The organism is Thermotoga sp. 38H-to (assembly GCF_011057665.1).
In the GTDB taxonomy this organism is placed as follows: Bacteria; Thermotogota; Thermotogae; order Thermotogales; family Thermotogaceae; genus Thermotoga.
Genome location: NZ_LNFZ01000002.1, coordinates 367,501 through 385,684, shown reverse-complemented (window position 1 = coordinate 385,684; position 18,184 = coordinate 367,501). Strand labels below are relative to the sequence as shown.

Below are 18,184 nucleotides of genomic sequence, written 5' to 3'. Positions count from 1 at the left end.
TCTCCTCCTCGATTTCGAGTTCTTTTGAAACTATTGTATCATAGATAGGAAAAGGAGGATGGGCCGTGCGATACAGAAAGCTCAGCGATTATCTGAAGGAAAGATACGGTGAAAGGGTTCAGAGAATAGTGATACACGGGGGATTCTCCTGTCCGAACAGGGACGGTACGAAAAGTAGGGGTGGCTGTATCTACTGTGATGCCACGGGAAGCGGTTTTACCACTCTGATGAGGCTCCCGATAAGAGAGCAGGTCATGGAAATAAAGAAAAAATACGAAAAGCGGGGGATCAAGAAATTCATCGCGTATTTTCAGTCGTTCAGCAACACGTACGCTCCTGTTGAGGTGCTCAGAGAACGCTACGAGGAAGCTCTCGTGGACGACAGTATAATCCAGCTCTCTGTCTCCACGAGGCCCGATCTCGTGTCCGAACGAGTTTTGGATCTGTTCGAAGAATTCAAAAAGCGTGTCGATGTTTCCGTTGAGCTCGGTCTTCAGACAGCAAACTATCGAACACTCAAGAAGATCAACAGAGGCCACACCCTCGCGGAGTTCGTGGATGCCGCTGTGAGAGTGAAAAAGAGAGGCATCGAACTCGTGGTGCATGTGATTTTGAATCTGCCCTGGGACGATATGGAGGATGTGGTAGAGACGGCCAAGATCCTTTCCGCTCTCGATGTGGACGGTGTGAAACTCCACTCGCTTTACGTGGTGGAAGGAACAAAACTCGCGGAGATGTACAAAAAGGGAGAAATAAAAATCTGTTCACTCGAGGAGTACATCGACAGAGCGATCACATTTCTCGAGTATCTCTCTCCGAACGTGGTTATTCACAGGCTGGTTGCAGATCCTCCGAGAAAGGGAACGATCTTCGGTAACTGGGGAAAGAGCAAGATAGAAATCATCAACATGATAGAAGAAGAACTCGAGAGGAGAGATACGTATCAGGGCAAGAAGTTTGATTATCTTAACAGGTAGTCTTTTTCTCTTGATTTTCGGGTGCATTCCTGTTTACAACCACACGCTTTCGTTCCTCGTCTGGATAGCAGGGGACAACGATCTGGAGCAGTTCATCTCTCAGGATCTGAAGGAGATGATGGGAAATCCATCTTGGATAGATGTCTTCGCTCTGGTTGACAGAACCCCAACCACGCAAGCTATCCTCTTTCAGAGGGATAGTAAGTGGTTGTTGTAGCTCGACTGTGTTACAATTGGCACAGGGAGTGGAAAAATGCCCAGACGTGTGATACGAACCTACAAACTCGCTGTACCGGGACATTTGAATCAAACATGCGAAGAACTCAACCGCACCGCAGCAAGAATCTACAACAAAACGATGTCTCTTGTGCGAAAGATACACCGAAAGAAAGGCTTCTGGCTGTCCTGGCCTGCCGCAGACAAATACATCCTCCGCTGGGCAGAAAACATCAAAATCCACGTCCACTCAAAGCAGACATTTGTTCAGCTCTACTTTCAAGCCCTCAAAGGGTACTTCAAAGCAGCCAAAAAGAATCAAGATGCAAAACCTCCCCACAAGAAAAAACGCTATCTGCCGTTCATATGGAAAGAAAGCGCTGTGAAGCTTCTGCCAGACGGCACCCTGAGACTGTCTTTTGGCAGAGAACGAGAACCATTTGTTGTACAAACACCTCTCAAACCTCCCCTTCGCATCAAACAGGCAAGACTTGTCTTTGAAGATGGATACTATCTCCACCTTGCGATAGAGGTGGAGATTGAAGAAAAGAGTGCTAATTCTGGTGTTATGGCAGTCGACCCTGGAGTGCTCCGTCCCATCACGTGCTTTGATGGAAAAGAAGTCATCAGCTACCACGGAGGGGTTCTTAGCAGCATCCTTCGCTACCGAAACAAACGCCTCGCAAGCCTTCAGTCTGCCATAGCAGAGTGCAAGAAGGGATCAAGAAGGTACAACAAGCTTGTTCGTGCAAAGAAAAGAGTCCTGAGACGGCTCAGAAACCAGATCAACGACATCATGCACAAGATCACAAGCAGTTTCATCGGACTGTGCCTCAGAAAACAAATCGGAACCATCGTGATAGGAGACGTCACAGGGATCAGAGAAAGAGCGGACTATAGCGACAATGCGAACCAGAAGATCCACCAGTGGCAGTTCAGAAAACTCATCGAGATGATAAGGTACAAAGCAGAGCAGTTCGGAATCAAAGTAAAGCTCATCTCAGAAGCGAACACGAGCAAGACGTGTCCTGTCTGTGGTGCAAAGAACAAGCCGAACGGAAGAAGATACCACTGCAAAACCTGTGGTTTTGAGTATCACAGGGACGGAGTTGGAGCAATCAACATCTGGAAAAGGTATCCTGGCACAGGCCAGGTAGTAGCGGGTTTGGCCCCCGTCAGAGGTGTGAGGTTCCATCCGCACCTCTGTGGCCATGGAGCGTCTTTGGCTCCATGGAAGGTGGCCTGAGAGCCACCAAAAGTCCCATCCCCTTCAGGGGATTGGGAGGAGGTCAAGATCTACTTGCCTCAGAAAGTGAAAAATCCGGAATACTGGGACGATTTCGTTGCTTTAAACGACTTCACCTCGGAGAGCTCCTGAGACGATCTCATCGAACACTGGAGGGATAGAAATTGAAGAGGGTGAACATGAACCTGGCCTGGATGGGTGTTGTCTTTTCTGCGATGAGCTCGATTCTGCTGTTAGAATATTACAGGGAGATTCTGGCAGGATCTCCCAGTTACACCCTTGGGTCTATGACCCTTTTTCTTTCTCTGATTTCCACGATTTCTCTTTTGATCGTTTACAGACAGTGGAGTGTGCTTCTGAACATCAACGTTCTGGAAACGCTGAAACTATCGGAACAACATTCTGTGAACTTGAATGAGAGACCGTTTGTTCCAAACTGGCCGTACATTGCCTTTATAGCCTTCTGGTTTCTCGAGTTTCTCTTTGCGGGAATATGGATTTTCTCCCTGCTTCAGTTGATCTTTTTTGTGATCTTTCTTCACTACCTGTTTGAAACTATAAGGAAACTCCAAGAGATAAAAATATACCTCTACAGAACCCTTTTCAACATCGACTACAAACCGGTCATAAAGGAAAGGAACGTGTTATCGGTTTTTCTCCTCACTCTGCTCACTCTCGGTGTGTACTGGTTGTATCTGGTTGTCAGGCTCTCTCAAGAAATAAACGAATTTCTCGATATGGACGATCGAATCATGAGAAATCTGGAGGTGAAATCGTGAAGGCCTGCCCGAACAAAGAGAGGAACCTCTCTTACTGCAACTGTTCTTATCCTGGATGTCCGAGAAAAGGCATCTGCTGTGAATGTATGCACTACCACAGACAGCACGGAGAACTTCCCGCGTGTTATTTCCCGAACGACGCGGAGAAAACCTGGGACAGATCCATCGAGCACTTCAAAAGAGTGGTGTGAGGTTCTCCCTCACACCACCTTTGATACGAGTTCGCACACCTTTTCGAGAAAATCTCTGTCTTCTTCGGAGAAAGGAGAAGAACTGTACGAATCTATGTCCAGTTCTCCTATGATTTTTCCATCTTTGAAAATGGGAACCACGATTTCCGCTTTCGTCTTTGGACTGCAGGAGAGATAGTTTGTTTCTTTGCTCACATCCTGAACAACGAAGGTCTCCTCTCTCTCCGCTGCCTGACCACAGATTCCAACTCCGAACGGTATCTCCACGTGTTCTGTTGGCTCTCCCACGAACGGACCGAGTTTCAGCTTTCCATCCTCCACGAAGTAAAATCCCACCCAGTCGTAGTACGAAACGTGGTTTCTCAAAAATTCGCACAGATCACCGAGAGCTTCTTTTCCTCTTTTTAAAATCTTCTCGATTTCCTTCAGCAGAGAATCGAAGTACTCTTTTTTTCCTCCGTAGTTCCCGATTTCTTTTCCTTTTCTGAACTCTATCACCGCGTGGAGCGTGGCGAGTGAAAGCTCTCTTAGAAGTCCCTTTCTCCAGAGAGAGAACACATCCATCACCACGATCTTCTCTTTCTCTCCATCCACAACAACCCAGTCTGAAAGACCCAAAAGCGACATGAGGAACACGGAGAAGTCTTCTCTTTTCAAATCGAGGAAATCTTCTCTCTCTGAGAGCGATTCTGCGCACTCTATTTTTTTGTTCCTCGAGACGTCCAGCCAGTCCCACTTGAATCTGTCGAGCTCTCTTCGTTCTATTTCCCGAAGGATCTTCTCGATCTTTTCATCGTTCAATTCGAGTTTTCTCTCGTAGTTTGGGACTATCGGGCCGAACTTTCTTCTCAACTCTCTCCAGAAGTCGATCCATTTCGTTTTGTCCCACTTCAATATCTCGAGACACTCTTCCACCTTGTTCTGAACGATGCTTCTCATCGAATTCCCTCCTTTATAATCGCTCCTCCAAGGAGTGTGTCTTCATCGTAAAAGGCGGCGATCTGGCCCGGTGTGACGGCAAAGACCTTCTTCTCGAACCTGACCTCCACTTCGTTATCTCTTACCCTGACAACTGCGGGGGCTTCTTCCGATTTTTTCCTCACCCTGCAGACGCATCTGAACTCTTCCGGCACTTCAACATGCCAGACAGGATCTTCTGCGATCAAACCGGAGAAGAAAACATCTTCCAGATCTGATACGACAACAACGTTCTTCTCCGGAATTTTGCCCTTCACGTAGTATCTCTTTCCAAATTTTTCTATTTTGAAGCCCTTCCTCTGACCGATTGTGTAGAGCGGATACCCAAAATGCCGACCAACGACCTCTCCCTCAGGTGTGATGATATCTCCATCTTTGAGCGTTATACCCTCGTCTTTCAAAAAGTTTTCGATGCTGCCGTCTGGTATGAAACACACATCCTGACTTTCCTGTTTCTTTGCAACGTGTATTCCTGCTTCCTCGGCGATTCTTCTGATCTCTTCTTTCGTGTAGATGCCGTTCGGGAAGATGAGTCTTTCTATCCTCCAGGGTTCGATCCTGGCAAGGAAATACGACTGATCTTTCTTCAGATCCACACCCTTTTTTATCACCTTTTTTCCATACTTTTCGCTGAACTCTATTCTTGCGTAGTGTCCACTCGCGAACGCATCGAACCCCTGTTTGAGAACGTAATCCATGAGGTATCCAAATTTCACGAAACGATTGCAGTGTGCGCAGGGATTCGGAGTGAGACCTTTGAGAAGATCACTCTTGAACGGTTCGATGACTTTCTCTCTGAAGGTCTCCTTCACATCGACGATCTCTATCTCCACTCCGAGAAAGTGTGCTATTCTCATTGCGTCAGCCGTATCCGATGGACTGCAGCAGACCTTCTTCTTTATCTCTTTTCTGATGAAGAATTCATCTTCCTTCGTCTTCATGTGGAAGGCCTTTACCTCGTGCCCTTCTTTCAGCAACAGATAGAGAGCTACCGCACTGTCCACTCCTCCGCTGAGAGCCACCCCTACTTTCAAGTTCGCACCTCCTCATTTAAGATGATACCATTTCCTTTATTTGAGAAATTGAGTTAAAATAACTTGAGGAGGTGTTGAACCATGAAATTTCACGGAACGACGATACTGGTTGTGAGAAAAAACGGTCAAACGGTGATGGGAGGAGACGGTCAGGTCACCTTCGGTTCGACCGTTTTGAAGGGAAATGCGAGAAAGGTTAGAAAGCTTGGGGAAGGAAAAGTGCTCGCTGGTTTTGCGGGATCTGTGGCGGACGCCATGACGCTCTTCGATAGATTCGAAGCGAAACTGAGAGAGTGGGGAGGTAACCTCACAAAGGCTGCCGTTGAACTCGCAAAGGATTGGAGAACGGACAGAGTTCTGAGAAGATTGGAAGCCCTGCTTCTTGTGGCAGATAAAGAGAACATCTTCATCATATCGGGAAACGGTGAGGTTATCCAGCCCGACGACGACGCGGCCGCCATCGGTTCTGGAGGACCTTACGCACTCGCAGCTGCCAAGGCCCTTCTCAGAAACACCGATCTCTCCGCGCGGGAAATCGTGGAGAAAGCAATGATGATAGCCGGTGAGATCTGCATCTACACGAACCAGAACATAGTGATCGAAGAAGTTTAGGGGGGTGTTCTTATGAAGAGTTTCGATGAAATGACTCCGAAGGAAATCGTTCAGGAGCTCGATAAATACATAGTCGGTCAGTACGAAGCAAAGAAAGCTGTGGCGATAGCGGTCCGAAACAGAATCAGAAGACAGAAGCTTCCAGAAGAATGGAGAAAAGAAGTACTCCCCAAGAACATCCTGATGATCGGACCCACGGGTGTAGGAAAGACAGAGATCGCCCGGAGATTGGCTCAGCTTTCCGGATCACCGTTCTTGAAAGTCGAAGCGACAAGGTTCACGGAAGTGGGATACGTGGGAAAGAACGTGGACTCGATGATAAGAGATCTGGTTGAGATCAGTGTCAACATGGTGAAACAGGAAAAGATAAAAGAAGTGGAAAAACAGGCGGAAGAACTGGTTGAAGAGCGAATTCTCGATTCTCTCGTTCCCGAATCAAAAGCCATGCCAGTTGCCACGAATCCCTTCATAAACCTCATAACCGGTGGACAGCAACATCAGTACACACCGGAAGATAGGAAAAGATTCAGAGCGAAAAGAGAAGAAATGAGGGAGAAACTGAGAAAAGGGGAGCTGGAAAACGAAGAGATTGAAATAGAACTCGAAGAAACGGTCTCTCCGTTCATGGGAATCTTCGGGCCGGGCATGGAAGACCTCGGGATAGAGATCACTAATATGTTCAGTGGAATGCTTCCAAAGCAGAAGAAAAAGAGAAAGATGAAGGTCTCTGAAGCGAGGAAGGTCCTGCTGCCTTTAGAAGCGGAAAAACTCATAGACATGGACAAGGTGGTGCAGGAAGCACTTGACAGAGCTCAGAACAGGGGAATCATCTTCATAGATGAAATAGACAAGATCGCTGGAAAAGAAAGTGCTGTGGGACCAGATGTGTCCAGACAGGGTGTTCAGAGGGACCTTCTTCCCATCGTTGAAGGCACCACGATCATGACCAAGTACGGACCGGTAAGAACGGATTACATTCTCTTCATAGCGGCCGGAGCATTCCATGTTTCACGACCATCAGATCTCATCCCGGAACTTCAGGGACGTTTCCCGATACGTGTGGAACTGTCACCCCTCTCCGAAGAGGATTTCGTGAGGATACTGAAGGAACCAGAGAACGCCATCATAAAACAGTACCAAGCACTCCTTTCAACGGAAGGCGTGGAACTCGTCTTCTCCGAGGATGGAATCAGAGAAATGGCTCGAATAGCATATCAGTTGAATCAAAGACTCGAAAACATCGGAGCCAGAAGGCTCTACACGGTTGCTGAAAAGGTCCTCGAGGAGATCTCTTTCGAAGCACCGGATATTCCGGAAAAGAGGGTCGTTGTGGATGCCGAATACGTGAGAAGAAGACTCGAAAGGATCGTTCAGGACGAGGATCTGAGCGCGTACATACTGTGAGGTGTTTCCTGTGAGGGTTCTTTTCGCTGCTTTTCTCCTGCTGTTCGCCGTTGGCTGTACTCTGATGAGCCCCGGAAAGGCGGATTTGTACGTCTATTTGTTCAACGTAGGAACAGACGAAAGCGTTACTGTGGATCTGGAAAGCAGTTATTTATCGGTGAACGGAAAAGAGTACACGCTTAAGGATGTATTGGCCAATGAAGGAGTGCTTCTGACCACGGTGGATATACCGTTTGATCTGTCAGATTTTGAGCTCACCACAGTGGCTACAATCGTGTTCGATGAACAACCAAAAGAAGTGTCTTTTAAAACAGCGCCAGTGGTGCTTTACCACTCCGCAGGAAAGTTCAGCACCGACACGGTGTTGAGGAGCAACGCGTACCTGCTCTTCGACCTTGAAAACGAGAGAATTTTTGCAGTGGAAGATCCTGTGAAGGTGTATGGTGAACTCACCAACGAGGGAAGTGTGGTGACACTGAGTTTCGGGGAATACGAAATGAAAGTTCCCGTTTATAATGAAGGATTTCTGTTATATCTGCCAGAGACTGATGGAAGCTACGATGTGTATGTGTTTTTTGATAATGAATCAATATCCCTCACCATACAGGAGGGGAGGGATGAATATGAGATCACGTTCTAAACTGAGGCCAAGAAGGCGGAAACATTTCAAAGTGAATCTGGGACTCTTGACTTTTCTCTTCCTCATGATCTTTGTTTTTCTCGTGAGCTATCACAACTATCAGGTGGCACTGGAGAAGCACAATCAGTTGATGTCGAAATACCAGGAATTGAAGACGAATATTGAGGAACAAAAAGTGCTGAACCAGAAGCTTTTAGAGGTGATAGAGAATGAAAAACTTCGTGGTCACAACCTCACACAAACCGGACAGAAAGCAGGTGGTGAAGGCGAAAGAACTCGCTGAAAAACTTGGCACCATCTACGTTTCAAGAAGGAGATTGAAAGAGTTCAACGTGGACTTCTACTACGTGGTGGAGAAGAACAGAATCTCAATAAAATGGCCCGGAGGGGAGTTCTTTTTTCATCCTTCTTCAGCTATCCTCCGGATGAGGAACATAAGAAGCGGTCAGAAAGACTACCTGATAGAGTCCCTTCAACCGGAAGGGAACGAAGTCGTGCTGGATACAACCTTTGGTCTTGGAAGTGAGGCTATCCTCGTGGCCGCTTTTCTTCCTGAAGGTAAGGTAATCGGCCTTGAAGGATCCATTCACATATACACCGTCGTGAAATACGGGATGGAAAATTTTGAGACTGACATTCAGTGGTTGAAAGACGCTTTAAAAAGAATAGAAATTCATTACGCGAATTTCAAAGAATACATCAGAAGTCAGCCTGATAATTCGTTCGACGTGGTTTACTGCGATCCCATGTTTGAGAATCCTGTGTACGAGTCTTCTGCCATGAATCCTCTAAGGCCCTTTGCCGTGTACGGCATGGTGAGCGAAGAAGACATTGAGGAAATGTTGAGAATCGCGAAGAAGAAGGTTATTTTAAAAAGCCACGTGAAGGATTCTCTCTTCAAGAAAATCAAGGTTGACGAACTGAAAGGTTCCAGAAAGAGCGGTGTTCTGTACGGGGTGATATACAAGCGATGAAGATAGCCATAGTCGGTGGGCCCACTGCTGTCGGGAAGACAGATGTCATGATTGAAGTGTGTGAAGAAATAGGTGCAGAGATCGTATCGATGGACTCGAGGCAGATCTATCGCCACATGGACATAGGAACGGCCAAGCCAACACCGGAGCAGAGAAAGAGGGTTCCTCATCACATGATAGATATCATCGATCCTGATGAGTATTACAACGCCTTCATGTACAGGAAGGATTCTCTGAAAGTAGTGGAAGATGTCCTCAAACGCGGGAAGATCCCTGTTTACGTTGGAGGAACGGGACTGTACACGGACGCCCTGGTTCGGGGTATATTCGAAGGAGTGCCCGCCGACGAGAACATAAGAAAGGAGCTCAGAGAATTAGAGAAAAGAGAACCCGGGATTTTGAGAAAAATGCTCGAAGAATTCGACCCTGAAGCGGCAACACGCATTCATCCAAACGATCTCAAGAGAACGATCAGAGCCCTTGAAGTTTACATGAAAACGGGAAGAAGGATCTCGGAGCTTCAAAAAGAAGCAAAGGGTGACGACAGGTTTTTCATAATCGTTCTGACCCGGGAAAGGCACGAACTTTACGAGAGAATAAACAAAAGAGTTGATAAGATGATAGAGATAGGACTCGTGGACGAAGTGAAAAAACTCTTGGAGATGGGATATTCTAAAGATCTCAACTCGATGAAGACGATAGGATACAGAGAAGTCATCGACTATCTGGAAGGAAAGTACGATTTTGACAGGATGATTCATCTCATAAAACGAAACACCAGACACTTTGCCAGAAGACAGATCATATGGTTCAAAAGGTACAAGGAAGCCGTGTGGTACAATTTAACGTTCGAAAGTGAAAGAAAAGTAAAGGAGGAACTCAAGAAGCTGATAGTTGAAAATTTTTCAGTATAATTCTATTTTGAATCACATCGAGGGGGGAGTTTGCCTTGGCGGAAAAGTTCAACCTTCAGGACAGGTTTCTGAACCATCTCAGGGTTAACAGAATCGAAGTAAAGGTGTATCTAGTGAACGGTTTTCAGACAAAGGGATTCATCAGATCTTTCGACAGCTATACGGTCCTGCTGGAGAGCGGAAACCAGCAAAGTCTCATTTACAAACACGCGATCAGCACGATTATTCCTTCCTCTTATGTGATGCTGATGCCAAAGAAACAGGAAACAGAGCGGGAGGATGAGATCTCTGAGAACGAGGAATCTTGAAGGGAAAAAAGCGGTGGTCGTTGCTGCTGGTAAAGATGAGGAGAAAATAAAAGAGTCTCTTGAAGAAATGAAGGGTTTGTGTAAAACCCTTGGTGTTGGAGTCGTTGAATGGCTCTGGCAAAAGAGAACAAAGCCGGATCCAGCCACCTACCTTGGAGGGGGGAAATTGCAGAAGCTCAGGGAAATAATAGAATTCTGTGAAGCGGATCTCGTGGTCGTTGACGATGAAATCACGCCGGTGCAATACAAAAACATGCAAGAAGAGCTGAACGTAGATGTTCTTGATAGGACGCAGGTGATCCTTGAAATCTTTGCCCGTCATGCAACGAGCGAAGAAGGAAAGCTCCAGGTGGAGATGGCGAGTTTGCTTTACGAGCTTCCAAGGCTCGTTGGAAAGGGCGAGGAACTTTCTAGACTCGGTGGAGGTATTGGCACCAGAGGGCCAGGTGAACCCTTGCTAGAGGTTTTGAGAAGGCACATAAAAAACCGCATCGCACAGCTCCGAAAAAGACTGAAAGAAATAGAGCAAGAAAGGAACACTCAGAGAAAACAAAGGCTGGAAAAGAAGATCCCACATGTTTCTATAGTTGGATACACAAACGCCGGGAAATCCACTCTCCTCAGGGCTTTAACCTACAGTGATGTGTACGTCGCTGACAAACTCTTTGCCACTCTCGAGCCTGTCACGAGACGGTTGAAGCTAAAGAGCGGAAGAGTCATTCTTGTGAGTGACACAGTCGGATTCATCAGAAAGCTACCTCACACCATTGTGAGTGCGTTTAAAGCGACGCTTGAAGAGATAAAGTATTCGGATGTGCTTATACATCTTGTTGACGCTTTTGATCCGTATCTTGAAGAAAAAATGAAAGCTTCTGAGAAAGTTCTGGAGGAAATCGGTGCCGATAAGATTCCGAGGATGCTGGTTTTCAACAAGATCGATGTTTGCCCCAAAGAGAGAATAGAAACGCTGAAGTGGAAGTATCCGGAGGCCTTGTTCATCTCATCGGAAAAAAGGCTAGGACTGGATCAGCTTCTGAACAAACTGGAAGAAATCATGGGGCAAAAGGATATTCAGGAAACTTTGAAAGTTCCCTTGGAAAAGATAGGACAGATCTACGCTTTGAAAGATCGACTGGTAATACTGAACGAAAACTACGGGGAAGGGCACGCTCTGATCACGTTGAAGGCTGATCGGGAAACTCTTGAGATCCTAAAAAGGAAGGTGGCAATTTGAGAATTGTCTTTGTGGGAACACCGGAATTCGCAGCGGAAATACTGGAACATTTGATCAAAAACAGGTTCAACGTGGTGGGTGTAGTCACCCAACCGGACAAACCAAGGGGGCGGGGAAGGAAAGTCGCACCAACTCCGGTGAAGGCAGTGGCTGAAAAACACGGAGTTCCTTTCATTCAACCCGAATCGATAAACAAGAAAGAAGCTTTAGAATTTCTCCGGTCTGTGAGGCCAGATGTTATAATAGTCGCATCCTACGGAAGGATTTTGGGTGAGAAGGTACTTTCTCTTCCAGAACTTGGTTGTTACAACATTCATCCCTCTCTTCTTCCAAAATACAGGGGTGCTTCTCCTATACAGAGAGTGCTTGAGAACGGCGAAGAAAGAACAGGTGTCACCATATACAAGATGGTGAAAGAGCTCGACGCTGGTCCTATTGCACTCCAGAGGGAAATTTTTGTGAATCCATTCGAAACTTTCGATCAGGTAGAAAAACGTTTGATAGAACTTTCGAAAGAGATGTTGATCGAGTTCCTGAAAAAACTGAAGGCGGGGGACATAGAACTGAAAGATCAGGATCATTCCCTGGCAACCTATGCTCCAATGATAAAAAAAGAGGACCTGATTGTGGATTTCTCAAAGGACGCTGAATCGGTGAAGAACAAAATCAGGGCTTACGATTCCAGACCCGGTGCCAGAGCTTTCTTAGGGAACGATGAAGTGAAATTGTTTGGAGTAACGGCGATAGATAGTTCGGGAGATGAACCAGGTTTGATAAACTATATTGATAAGGAAGGTGCATGGATAGGTACCGGCAACGGAAAAGTGAAAGTAAGATACATTCAATTCCCCGGAAAGAAGAAGATGACCTTCTGGGAAGCAAAAAATGGAAGATCGATAATCGAAGGCATGCGATTCGAAAGGAGGTATGAGAGTTGAGAAGATTGAACTATTTTATGCTCAAGGGTGCAAAAACGGAGAAAGATTACAGGAAAGTGATAAAAGTCATTGGGAAGCTCGAGGGCGTTTTCGATGTGGATTATGAGATAACGGCTGAGGTTGTTGGTGTGGATTACGATGATCAAATAATCTCCAAAGAACAAATAAAAACCATTGTGGACAGTTTGGGATACACACTCATCGTATGAAAGGGAGCTGTTCAGGATGAAGAGTATCGAAGTGCTGAGTTTGAGAAAGTATTTCCCGATCAGAAAAGGATTCCTTATGAAAAAGATCGTTGGTTATGTGAAAGCGGTTGATGATATCTCTTTTTCTGTGGAAAAGGGAAAAACGTTCGCCCTCGTTGGCGAGTCAGGATGTGGGAAGACAACTACCGCAAAGACGATACTGCGTCTCACGAATCCCACCGCGGGCCGTGTTGTGATCGACGGTGACGACACCACGTACTACTTCATGAAGAGAAAAGACGCGGAGAAATATCTGAAGACAACCTACGTGGATATATTCCGCGAAATTGGGAAAAAATTATCACCAGATCAGATTGTGGACGTGCTTGAGGATGTGGATAAGAAGTACGCGGAAATCTTCTTTAAAGAAGCGAAAGAAAGCGAAGAGAAATTTTATCAGATTCTGCTCGATGACATCGGTGAAAAGAGGATGAGATTCAGAAGGAAGATACAGATTGTCTTTCAGGATCCCATGAGTTCCTTGAATCCGAGAATGACAGTTGGCGACATTCTGACTGAGCCTATTCTGTTCCACGGACTGGCGAAAACACGAGAAGAAGCTGTAGATATGGTGAAAGATCTTCTCAAAAGCGTGGGGCTCAAGGAATATCACCTCGAAAGATATCCACATCAATTCAGTGGAGGTCAGAGACAGAGGATCGCTATCGCGAGGGCGATCTCCATAAATCCTGAGATAGTGATACTCGATGAACCCACAGCCTCGCTGGATGTTTCCGTTCAGGCACAGGTTATAAACCTGTTTCTCAAGCTTCAGGAAGAAAAGGGTTTCACGTATCTCTTCATCTCACACGACCTTGGACTTGTGAGATTCATAAGCCACGAAGTCGGTATCATGTACCTTGGCAGGATCGTGGAAATGGGGAACACCGACGAGATATTCGATAATCCCCTTCATCCATACACTCAGGCGTTACTCTCTGCCGTTCCCGTTCCAGATCCGAAAGTTGAGCGCACGAGAAAACGCATCATCCTCAGGGGCGGGGTTCCAAGCCCCATCAACAGACCGGCTGGTTGTTTCTTCCATCCGAGGTGTCCTTACAAGATGCCCGTGTGTGAGAAAGAGTATCCGGCGATGAAGGAAATTTCCCCAGGTCACTGGGTGGCGTGTCATTTACATTCGTCATAGAGGAGGTGTGATGTTATGCGTAGGTTTCTTGGAATTTTCCTCATGATTGCAGTTGTTGCACTTTTCGCGGAACTTTCACCGTTCGCTCAGTTCGAAACGTATATCGGAGCAGAATTCACAGGACAGTACGGGGGAGTGCTCGTAGTACCGGTGCTTTCCGGTCCCAGAACGTGTAACGATGTTGTAGCACAGGAGACGAGTTCCACAGACGTTATAGTGAGGTTTATGGCTTCCATGATCGAGCTTGACAATTACGCAAGGATCCATCCCGCTCTTGCGGAAAGTTGGGAACTCAAGCAAAACGAGGACGGAAGCATGGAGATAGTCTGGCACCTGAGGAAGGGTGTCAAATGGAGTGACGGAACACCGTTTACAGCGGACGATGTAGTCTTCACGATCAACGATATCTATTTCAACCCTGACATACCGAACGATATGCAGGACCTCTTTGCAGACAACTGGCCGGTGGCCGAAAAGATCGACGATTACACGGTGAAGACAACCCTCAAAGAAGCGTACAGGCTTGCGGTAAGGTACATCGGAGGTATTCCCATCTTCCCCAAACACCTCGCGGAACCGTACGTGAAGGAAGGAAAATTCAAGGAATTCTGGACGGTTGATGCCATCAACAAGGGAGAAATCGTGGGTCTTGGTCCGTTCATTCCCGTTGAGTACGTGCCCGATCAGTACGTGAGATTCGTGAAGAACCCTTACTACTGGAAGTACGACAAAGAAGGAAAGCAGCTTCCTTATCTCGACGGCATCATCTTCAAGATCATCCCGACACAGGATGCGCAGAGGCTTGCGTTTGAAAACAGAGAAGTTGATGTGTACGGACCTCGCGGAACAGAGTACGCGGAACTCAAGGCCATGGCAAGAGAAAAGGGCTGGATTGTTGGTATCGGAGGTCCGAACTTTGGAACCACTTTCATCAGTTTCAACTGGAACGCTCCCGACCCTGTGAAGAGAAAGTGGTTCAGGAACGATTTCTTCAGAAGGGCAGTGGCGTACGCCATCGACAAGCAGTCGATGATCGATACACTCTACAACGGCCTCGCGGTTGAACAGTGGGGCCCCATCAGTCAGGCTGCGACCGTTTATTACGATGAATCCGTTCTCAGAAAATACCCGTACAACCTCGATCTTGCCAGAACGATGCTCAAGCTCGGTGGTTTCAAATGGGATGAAAACGGCCAGCTCCTCGACAGCGAAGGAAACCCGGTGAAGTTCATCATCATGACCAACGCTGGAAACCAGATCCGTGAAGGAATGGGTAACATCATAACGGAAGCGCTCAAAAAACTCGGAATGGATGTCACCTTCGCTCCCATCGATTTCAACACACTCGTTCAGAAGCTCGTTGTGAACGGTGACTGGGAATCTGTCATTATAGGACTCACCGGATCCGATGAACCTCAGGGCGGAGCTAACGTTTGGAGAATCAAAGGATCCCTCCACTTCTGGAACTATCATCCGGAAGTTAAAGACTTCGTTGATCCCAACAATTACTACCTGCCAGATTGGGAAAAAGAGATCGACAGAATCTTCGAGGAGAACGTGAAGATACTCGACCAGCAGAAAGTTGTCGATATGTTCAGAGAATTCCAGAGGCTCGTGTCCGAACACATACCGCTCATCTACACCACCCAGCAGCTCTATCTCTACGCCTACAGCAACAAACTCCACAACGTGGAACCCACTGCTTTCGGTGGTGTGTGGGGCTGGAACCAGGATTGTGTCTGGAAAGAGCAATGATCCATCGGGAGGGGATCTTCCCCTCCCCTTAAAATTCTGTTCAAAGAGGTGATCTTGCTTGCTCAAGTACATCGCACGTAGATTGATTATCATGATTCCCGAGCTCATAATCATCTCTTTCATAGTTTTCATCATCATGGAGGCGGCTCCAGGAGACTTCCTGGACATGTACCGTCTTGATCCTTCCGTTTCTCAGCAATTCCTTGAGAAGATGGAAAAGGAGCTTGGCCTAGACAAGCCTTGGATCGTTCAGTACGGCATCTGGCTGAAAAACGTTCTGAAGGGAGATTTTGGCTATTCATTCTACTACAGAAGACCCGTTTCCACACTCATCTGGGAGAGGGTTTTTGCTACGGTGATACTCTCCGTCTCTTCCCTCGCGTTCGAATGGTTGCTTGGCATAATCGTCGGTGTTTTCTCGGCTTTGAAGAAGTACAGCATCTGGGATAAGATTCTCACGGTTGTCGCTTTCAGTGGAATCGCCCTTCCAGGGTTTTTCCTGGCCATTCTGCTCCTCTACATGGCAGCGAAGACCGGCTGGTTTCCAATTGCCGGTATGGTCTCGGTGAATCACAACCAGATGACAACTTGGGAGAAGTTTAAGGATATCGCATCTCATCTTGTTCTCCCAACCATTGCGCTTGGTTTTGGCGGCTTTGCTTCCCTCATGAGATACATGAGAGGTAGTCTTCTCGATGTGTTGAACGAAGACTACGTGGAATTTGCCCGTGCGAAAGGAATGCCGGAACGTGTGGTGATATACAAGCATGCCCTGAGAAACGCCATCAATCCCATGATCACTTTCCTTGGTTTCAGTATTTCCAACGTCCTCGGAGGAGCGGTCATCATAGAGAACATCTTCGCCTGGCCCGGTATGGGGAGACTCATCTACCAGGCACTCCTTCAGCAGGACATTTACATCGTTATGGCGTCCGCTGTGATCAGTGCGATAATGCTCGTGATTGGTAACCTTGTGGCAGATGTGCTTCTCGCCGCTGTAGATCCAAGGGTCAGATTCGAGTGAGGGAGGAATCGCAATGGCTGAGGAAAAGACGATGATAGAGAACGGAGAAATAGAGTTTAAGGAAAGGGTCCTTTCCAGAAGGGAACTTGTCTGGAGAGCTTTCAAAAGAAACAAACTCGGAATGTTCGGACTGTACGTTCTGATTGTCCTCTATCTCATGGCGTTGTTTGCGGATTTCCTTTCCCCGCACCATCCCTATGAACAGTCCCTCAAGCATTCCTTCGCACCTCCCACAAAGATACACAGAGAGTACAAGGGAGAACGAGTGGGAGCTTACGTGCTTCCCACGATAAGTTATGTGGACAAGGCAACTTTCGAGAGAAAATTCTACGAAATGCTTTTCCCGAAAAGACTCGTTCTCGATGTCTTCGGAACACAGGTTGAGTACGAAATCGGAAAAGACGGTGTGACAGGATTCTCTTTCATGCTGGACGAAGAGTATTATATCGTTCCAAAAGACGGCACCATGAAATACGCCGGTTCAACGACAAAGGTGGTTGATTATCTTCTGTTCGGATACGACGATAAGGTTCTAACGGAAGGGGAGGCAGATATAGAAACCTCTTCTGAAGCCGCGAAAGACACGTACTTTGGAAAATACGGTTTCAGGCTTGGACTGAATTCCCCCGACGAGATCGAGAAGATCGTCATAAAGGAGAAACTCAACATGATCCTAGTGAAAAAAGGTGAGGATATCGAGATGATCACAGGAAAGGTGATCGACTATGACCACAAGACTTATCCGGTGAAATGGTTCGTCAAATCCTGGGGAGGAGACTCGAAGAACCGTATAGGGTACCTCTTCTGGATCTTTCCGTTCCACTATCATCTCTTTGGAGTGGACAACTACGATAACAACGAATACGTGAGACTTTACATCATGGGAGCTGACCAGTACGGAAGGGATGTGTGGAGCAGAATAGTGTTCGCTTCCAGGATCTCACTTTCCATAGGTTTCATCGGAATGTTCATCACGTTTACTCTTTCTCTTGTCTTCGGCGGTATTTCCGGCTACTATGGAGGTATCGTGGACGAATTCATGATGAGGTTCTCCGAGATCATCATGTCATTGCCGGGTTTCTACTTGCTCATCCTTTTGAGATCGCTTCTACCACTCGATATACCATCCACACAGGTGTACGTGCTCCTTGTATTCATCCTTTCTTTCATCGGCTGGGCAGGAAGAGCCAGAGTTATAAGGGGAATGGTTCTTTCAATAAAGCAGCGTGAATTCGTAGAAGCAGCGAGGGCACTTGGTTTTCCTGACACGAAAATTCTTTTCAGGCACGTTCTGCCCAATACGGCGAGTTACCTCATCGTCGCCGCGACCCTTGCGATACCCGGTTACATCCTCGGTGAAGCGAGCTTGAGTTTTCTCGGACTGGGTATCAGAGAACCGAGTGCCAGCTGGGGACTCATGCTCGCACAGGCACAGAACGTCACTTACATGACGAAGTATCCTTGGCTTCTCATACCAGGTATCTTCATCTTCATCACCGTGCTTTCTTTCAACTTCGTTGGTGACGCGTTGAGAGACGCTCTGGATCCGAGGTCTCTCGGATAGA

At 47.0% G+C, this 18,184-nt stretch carries 21 protein-coding genes; 19 read left to right on the top strand and 2 right to left on the bottom strand.

Features of this window, described 5'->3' with window-relative positions; translation table 11 throughout:
* Positions 1-65: 65 nt before the first annotated feature.
* The 5 genes from AS158_RS06000 to AS158_RS05975 all read left to right on the top strand — a co-directional run bounded on the left by AS158_RS06000 (position 66) and on the right by AS158_RS05975 (position 3,409).
* Positions 66-977, top strand: a complete 912-nt coding sequence (locus AS158_RS06000) for a TIGR01212 family radical SAM protein (protein WP_038054690.1) — start codon at positions 66-68, stop codon at positions 975-977.
* A 10-nt stretch (positions 978-987) separates the two neighbouring features.
* Positions 988-1,194 (top strand): clostripain-related cysteine peptidase, encoded by a 207-nt coding sequence (locus AS158_RS05995; protein ID WP_008192208.1) that lies wholly within the window; start codon positions 988-990, stop codon positions 1,192-1,194.
* Between the two features lie 36 nt (positions 1,195-1,230).
* Positions 1,231-2,439, top strand: coding sequence for an RNA-guided endonuclease TnpB family protein (locus AS158_RS05990; protein WP_165304716.1), 1,209 nt, complete (start codon positions 1,231-1,233; stop codon positions 2,437-2,439).
* A 173-nt stretch (positions 2,440-2,612) separates the two neighbouring features.
* Entirely contained in the window at positions 2,613-3,218 is a 606-nt protein-coding gene (locus AS158_RS05980) for a hypothetical protein (RefSeq protein WP_241241267.1), read from the top strand.
* Complete coding sequence (locus AS158_RS05975) at positions 3,215-3,409, top strand: DUF6485 family protein (RefSeq protein WP_004081411.1); 195 nt, start codon at positions 3,215-3,217, stop codon at positions 3,407-3,409. Before AS158_RS05980 ends, AS158_RS05975 begins: the two co-directional genes overlap by 4 nt.
* A gap of 9 nt (positions 3,410-3,418) precedes the next feature.
* Here AS158_RS05975 and AS158_RS05970 read toward each other — a convergent pair whose 3' ends face one another.
* Entirely contained in the window at positions 3,419-4,348 is a 930-nt protein-coding gene (locus AS158_RS05970) for a GAF domain-containing protein (protein WP_165304714.1), read from the bottom strand.
* Complete coding sequence (gene mnmA, locus AS158_RS05965; protein ID WP_165304713.1) at positions 4,345-5,421, bottom strand: tRNA 2-thiouridine(34) synthase MnmA; 1,077 nt, start codon at positions 5,419-5,421, stop codon at positions 4,345-4,347. The genes AS158_RS05970 and mnmA overlap by 4 nt, the downstream gene beginning before the upstream one ends.
* 81 nt (positions 5,422-5,502) lie before the next feature.
* On the opposite strand from mnmA, the gene hslV reads away from it, so the two are divergent.
* Genes hslV through AS158_RS05895 form a run of 14 tightly spaced genes read left to right on the top strand, consistent with a single transcriptional unit; the run spans position 5,503 to position 18,183 of the window.
* Positions 5,503-6,033: an ATP-dependent protease subunit HslV gene (gene hslV, locus AS158_RS05960; protein WP_038054673.1), complete on the top strand. Its 531-nt coding sequence runs from the start codon at positions 5,503-5,505 to the stop codon at positions 6,031-6,033.
* Between the two features lie 12 nt (positions 6,034-6,045).
* The gene (gene hslU, locus AS158_RS05955) at positions 6,046-7,437 is read left to right on the top strand and encodes an ATP-dependent protease ATPase subunit HslU (RefSeq protein ID WP_165304712.1); all 1,392 of its coding nucleotides are present in this window, start codon (positions 6,046-6,048) and stop codon (positions 7,435-7,437) included.
* A 10-nt stretch (positions 7,438-7,447) separates the two neighbouring features.
* The gene (locus AS158_RS05950; RefSeq protein WP_165304711.1) at positions 7,448-8,077 is read left to right on the top strand and encodes a hypothetical protein; all 630 of its coding nucleotides are present in this window, start codon (positions 7,448-7,450) and stop codon (positions 8,075-8,077) included.
* Positions 8,061-8,360: a heat-shock protein Hsp70 gene (locus tag AS158_RS05945; protein WP_235280362.1), complete on the top strand. Its 300-nt coding sequence runs from the start codon at positions 8,061-8,063 to the stop codon at positions 8,358-8,360. Before AS158_RS05950 ends, AS158_RS05945 begins: the two co-directional genes overlap by 17 nt.
* Positions 8,287-9,051: a class I SAM-dependent methyltransferase gene (locus AS158_RS05940; RefSeq protein ID WP_165304710.1), complete on the top strand. Its 765-nt coding sequence runs from the start codon at positions 8,287-8,289 to the stop codon at positions 9,049-9,051. Before AS158_RS05945 ends, AS158_RS05940 begins: the two co-directional genes overlap by 74 nt.
* Positions 9,048-9,965, top strand: coding sequence for a tRNA (adenosine(37)-N6)-dimethylallyltransferase MiaA (miaA, locus tag AS158_RS05935; RefSeq protein WP_038054667.1), 918 nt, complete (start codon positions 9,048-9,050; stop codon positions 9,963-9,965). The genes AS158_RS05940 and miaA overlap by 4 nt, the downstream gene beginning before the upstream one ends.
* Before the next feature lie 35 nt (positions 9,966-10,000).
* Entirely contained in the window at positions 10,001-10,273 is a 273-nt protein-coding gene (gene hfq, locus AS158_RS05930) for an RNA chaperone Hfq (RefSeq protein ID WP_165304709.1), read from the top strand.
* Positions 10,245-11,507, top strand: coding sequence for a GTPase HflX (hflX, locus tag AS158_RS05925; protein ID WP_165304708.1), 1,263 nt, complete (start codon positions 10,245-10,247; stop codon positions 11,505-11,507). The genes hfq and hflX overlap by 29 nt, the downstream gene beginning before the upstream one ends.
* Positions 11,504-12,445: a methionyl-tRNA formyltransferase gene (fmt, locus tag AS158_RS05920; protein ID WP_165304707.1), complete on the top strand. Its 942-nt coding sequence runs from the start codon at positions 11,504-11,506 to the stop codon at positions 12,443-12,445. The genes hflX and fmt overlap by 4 nt, the downstream gene beginning before the upstream one ends.
* On the top strand, positions 12,442-12,654 hold the full coding sequence (locus AS158_RS05915; protein ID WP_165304706.1) for a heavy-metal-associated domain-containing protein: 213 nt from the start codon (positions 12,442-12,444) through the stop codon (positions 12,652-12,654). The genes fmt and AS158_RS05915 overlap by 4 nt, the downstream gene beginning before the upstream one ends.
* Before the next feature lie 16 nt (positions 12,655-12,670).
* Positions 12,671-13,840, top strand: a complete 1,170-nt coding sequence (locus tag AS158_RS05910; RefSeq protein WP_165304705.1) for an oligopeptide/dipeptide ABC transporter ATP-binding protein — start codon at positions 12,671-12,673, stop codon at positions 13,838-13,840.
* A 15-nt stretch (positions 13,841-13,855) separates the two neighbouring features.
* Positions 13,856-15,595, top strand: a complete 1,740-nt coding sequence (locus AS158_RS05905) for an ABC transporter substrate-binding protein (protein ID WP_165304704.1) — start codon at positions 13,856-13,858, stop codon at positions 15,593-15,595.
* 58 nt (positions 15,596-15,653) lie between these two features.
* Positions 15,654-16,619, top strand: coding sequence for an ABC transporter permease (locus AS158_RS05900; protein WP_004081376.1), 966 nt, complete (start codon positions 15,654-15,656; stop codon positions 16,617-16,619).
* Positions 16,620-16,632: 13 nt separating this feature from the next.
* Positions 16,633-18,183, top strand: coding sequence for an ABC transporter permease (locus AS158_RS05895; RefSeq protein WP_165304703.1), 1,551 nt, complete (start codon positions 16,633-16,635; stop codon positions 18,181-18,183).
* The last annotated feature ends 1 nt before the right edge of the window (position 18,184 follow it).

Coding starts and splice junctions, on each gene's coding strand:
- AS158_RS05940 (WP_165304710.1), top strand. CDS start 8,287: ATGAAAAACTTCGTGGTCACAACCTCACACAAACCGGACAGAAAGCAG.
- miaA (WP_038054667.1), top strand. CDS start 9,048: ATGAAGATAGCCATAGTCGGTGGGCCCACTGCTGTCGGGAAGACAGAT.
- hflX (WP_165304708.1), top strand. CDS start 10,245: ATGAGATCTCTGAGAACGAGGAATCTTGAAGGGAAAAAAGCGGTGGTC.
- hslU (WP_165304712.1), top strand. CDS start 6,046: ATGAAGAGTTTCGATGAAATGACTCCGAAGGAAATCGTTCAGGAGCTC.
- AS158_RS05990 (WP_165304716.1), top strand. CDS start 1,231: ATGCCCAGACGTGTGATACGAACCTACAAACTCGCTGTACCGGGACAT.
- AS158_RS05905 (WP_165304704.1), top strand. CDS start 13,856: ATGCGTAGGTTTCTTGGAATTTTCCTCATGATTGCAGTTGTTGCACTT.
- AS158_RS05945 (WP_235280362.1), top strand. CDS start 8,061: ATGAGATCACGTTCTAAACTGAGGCCAAGAAGGCGGAAACATTTCAAA.
- AS158_RS05895 (WP_165304703.1), top strand. CDS start 16,633: ATGGCTGAGGAAAAGACGATGATAGAGAACGGAGAAATAGAGTTTAAG.
- AS158_RS05970 (WP_165304714.1), bottom strand. CDS start 4,348: ATGAGAAGCATCGTTCAGAACAAGGTGGAAGAGTGTCTCGAGATATTG.
- AS158_RS05910 (WP_165304705.1), top strand. CDS start 12,671: ATGAAGAGTATCGAAGTGCTGAGTTTGAGAAAGTATTTCCCGATCAGA.
- hslV (WP_038054673.1), top strand. CDS start 5,503: ATGAAATTTCACGGAACGACGATACTGGTTGTGAGAAAAAACGGTCAA.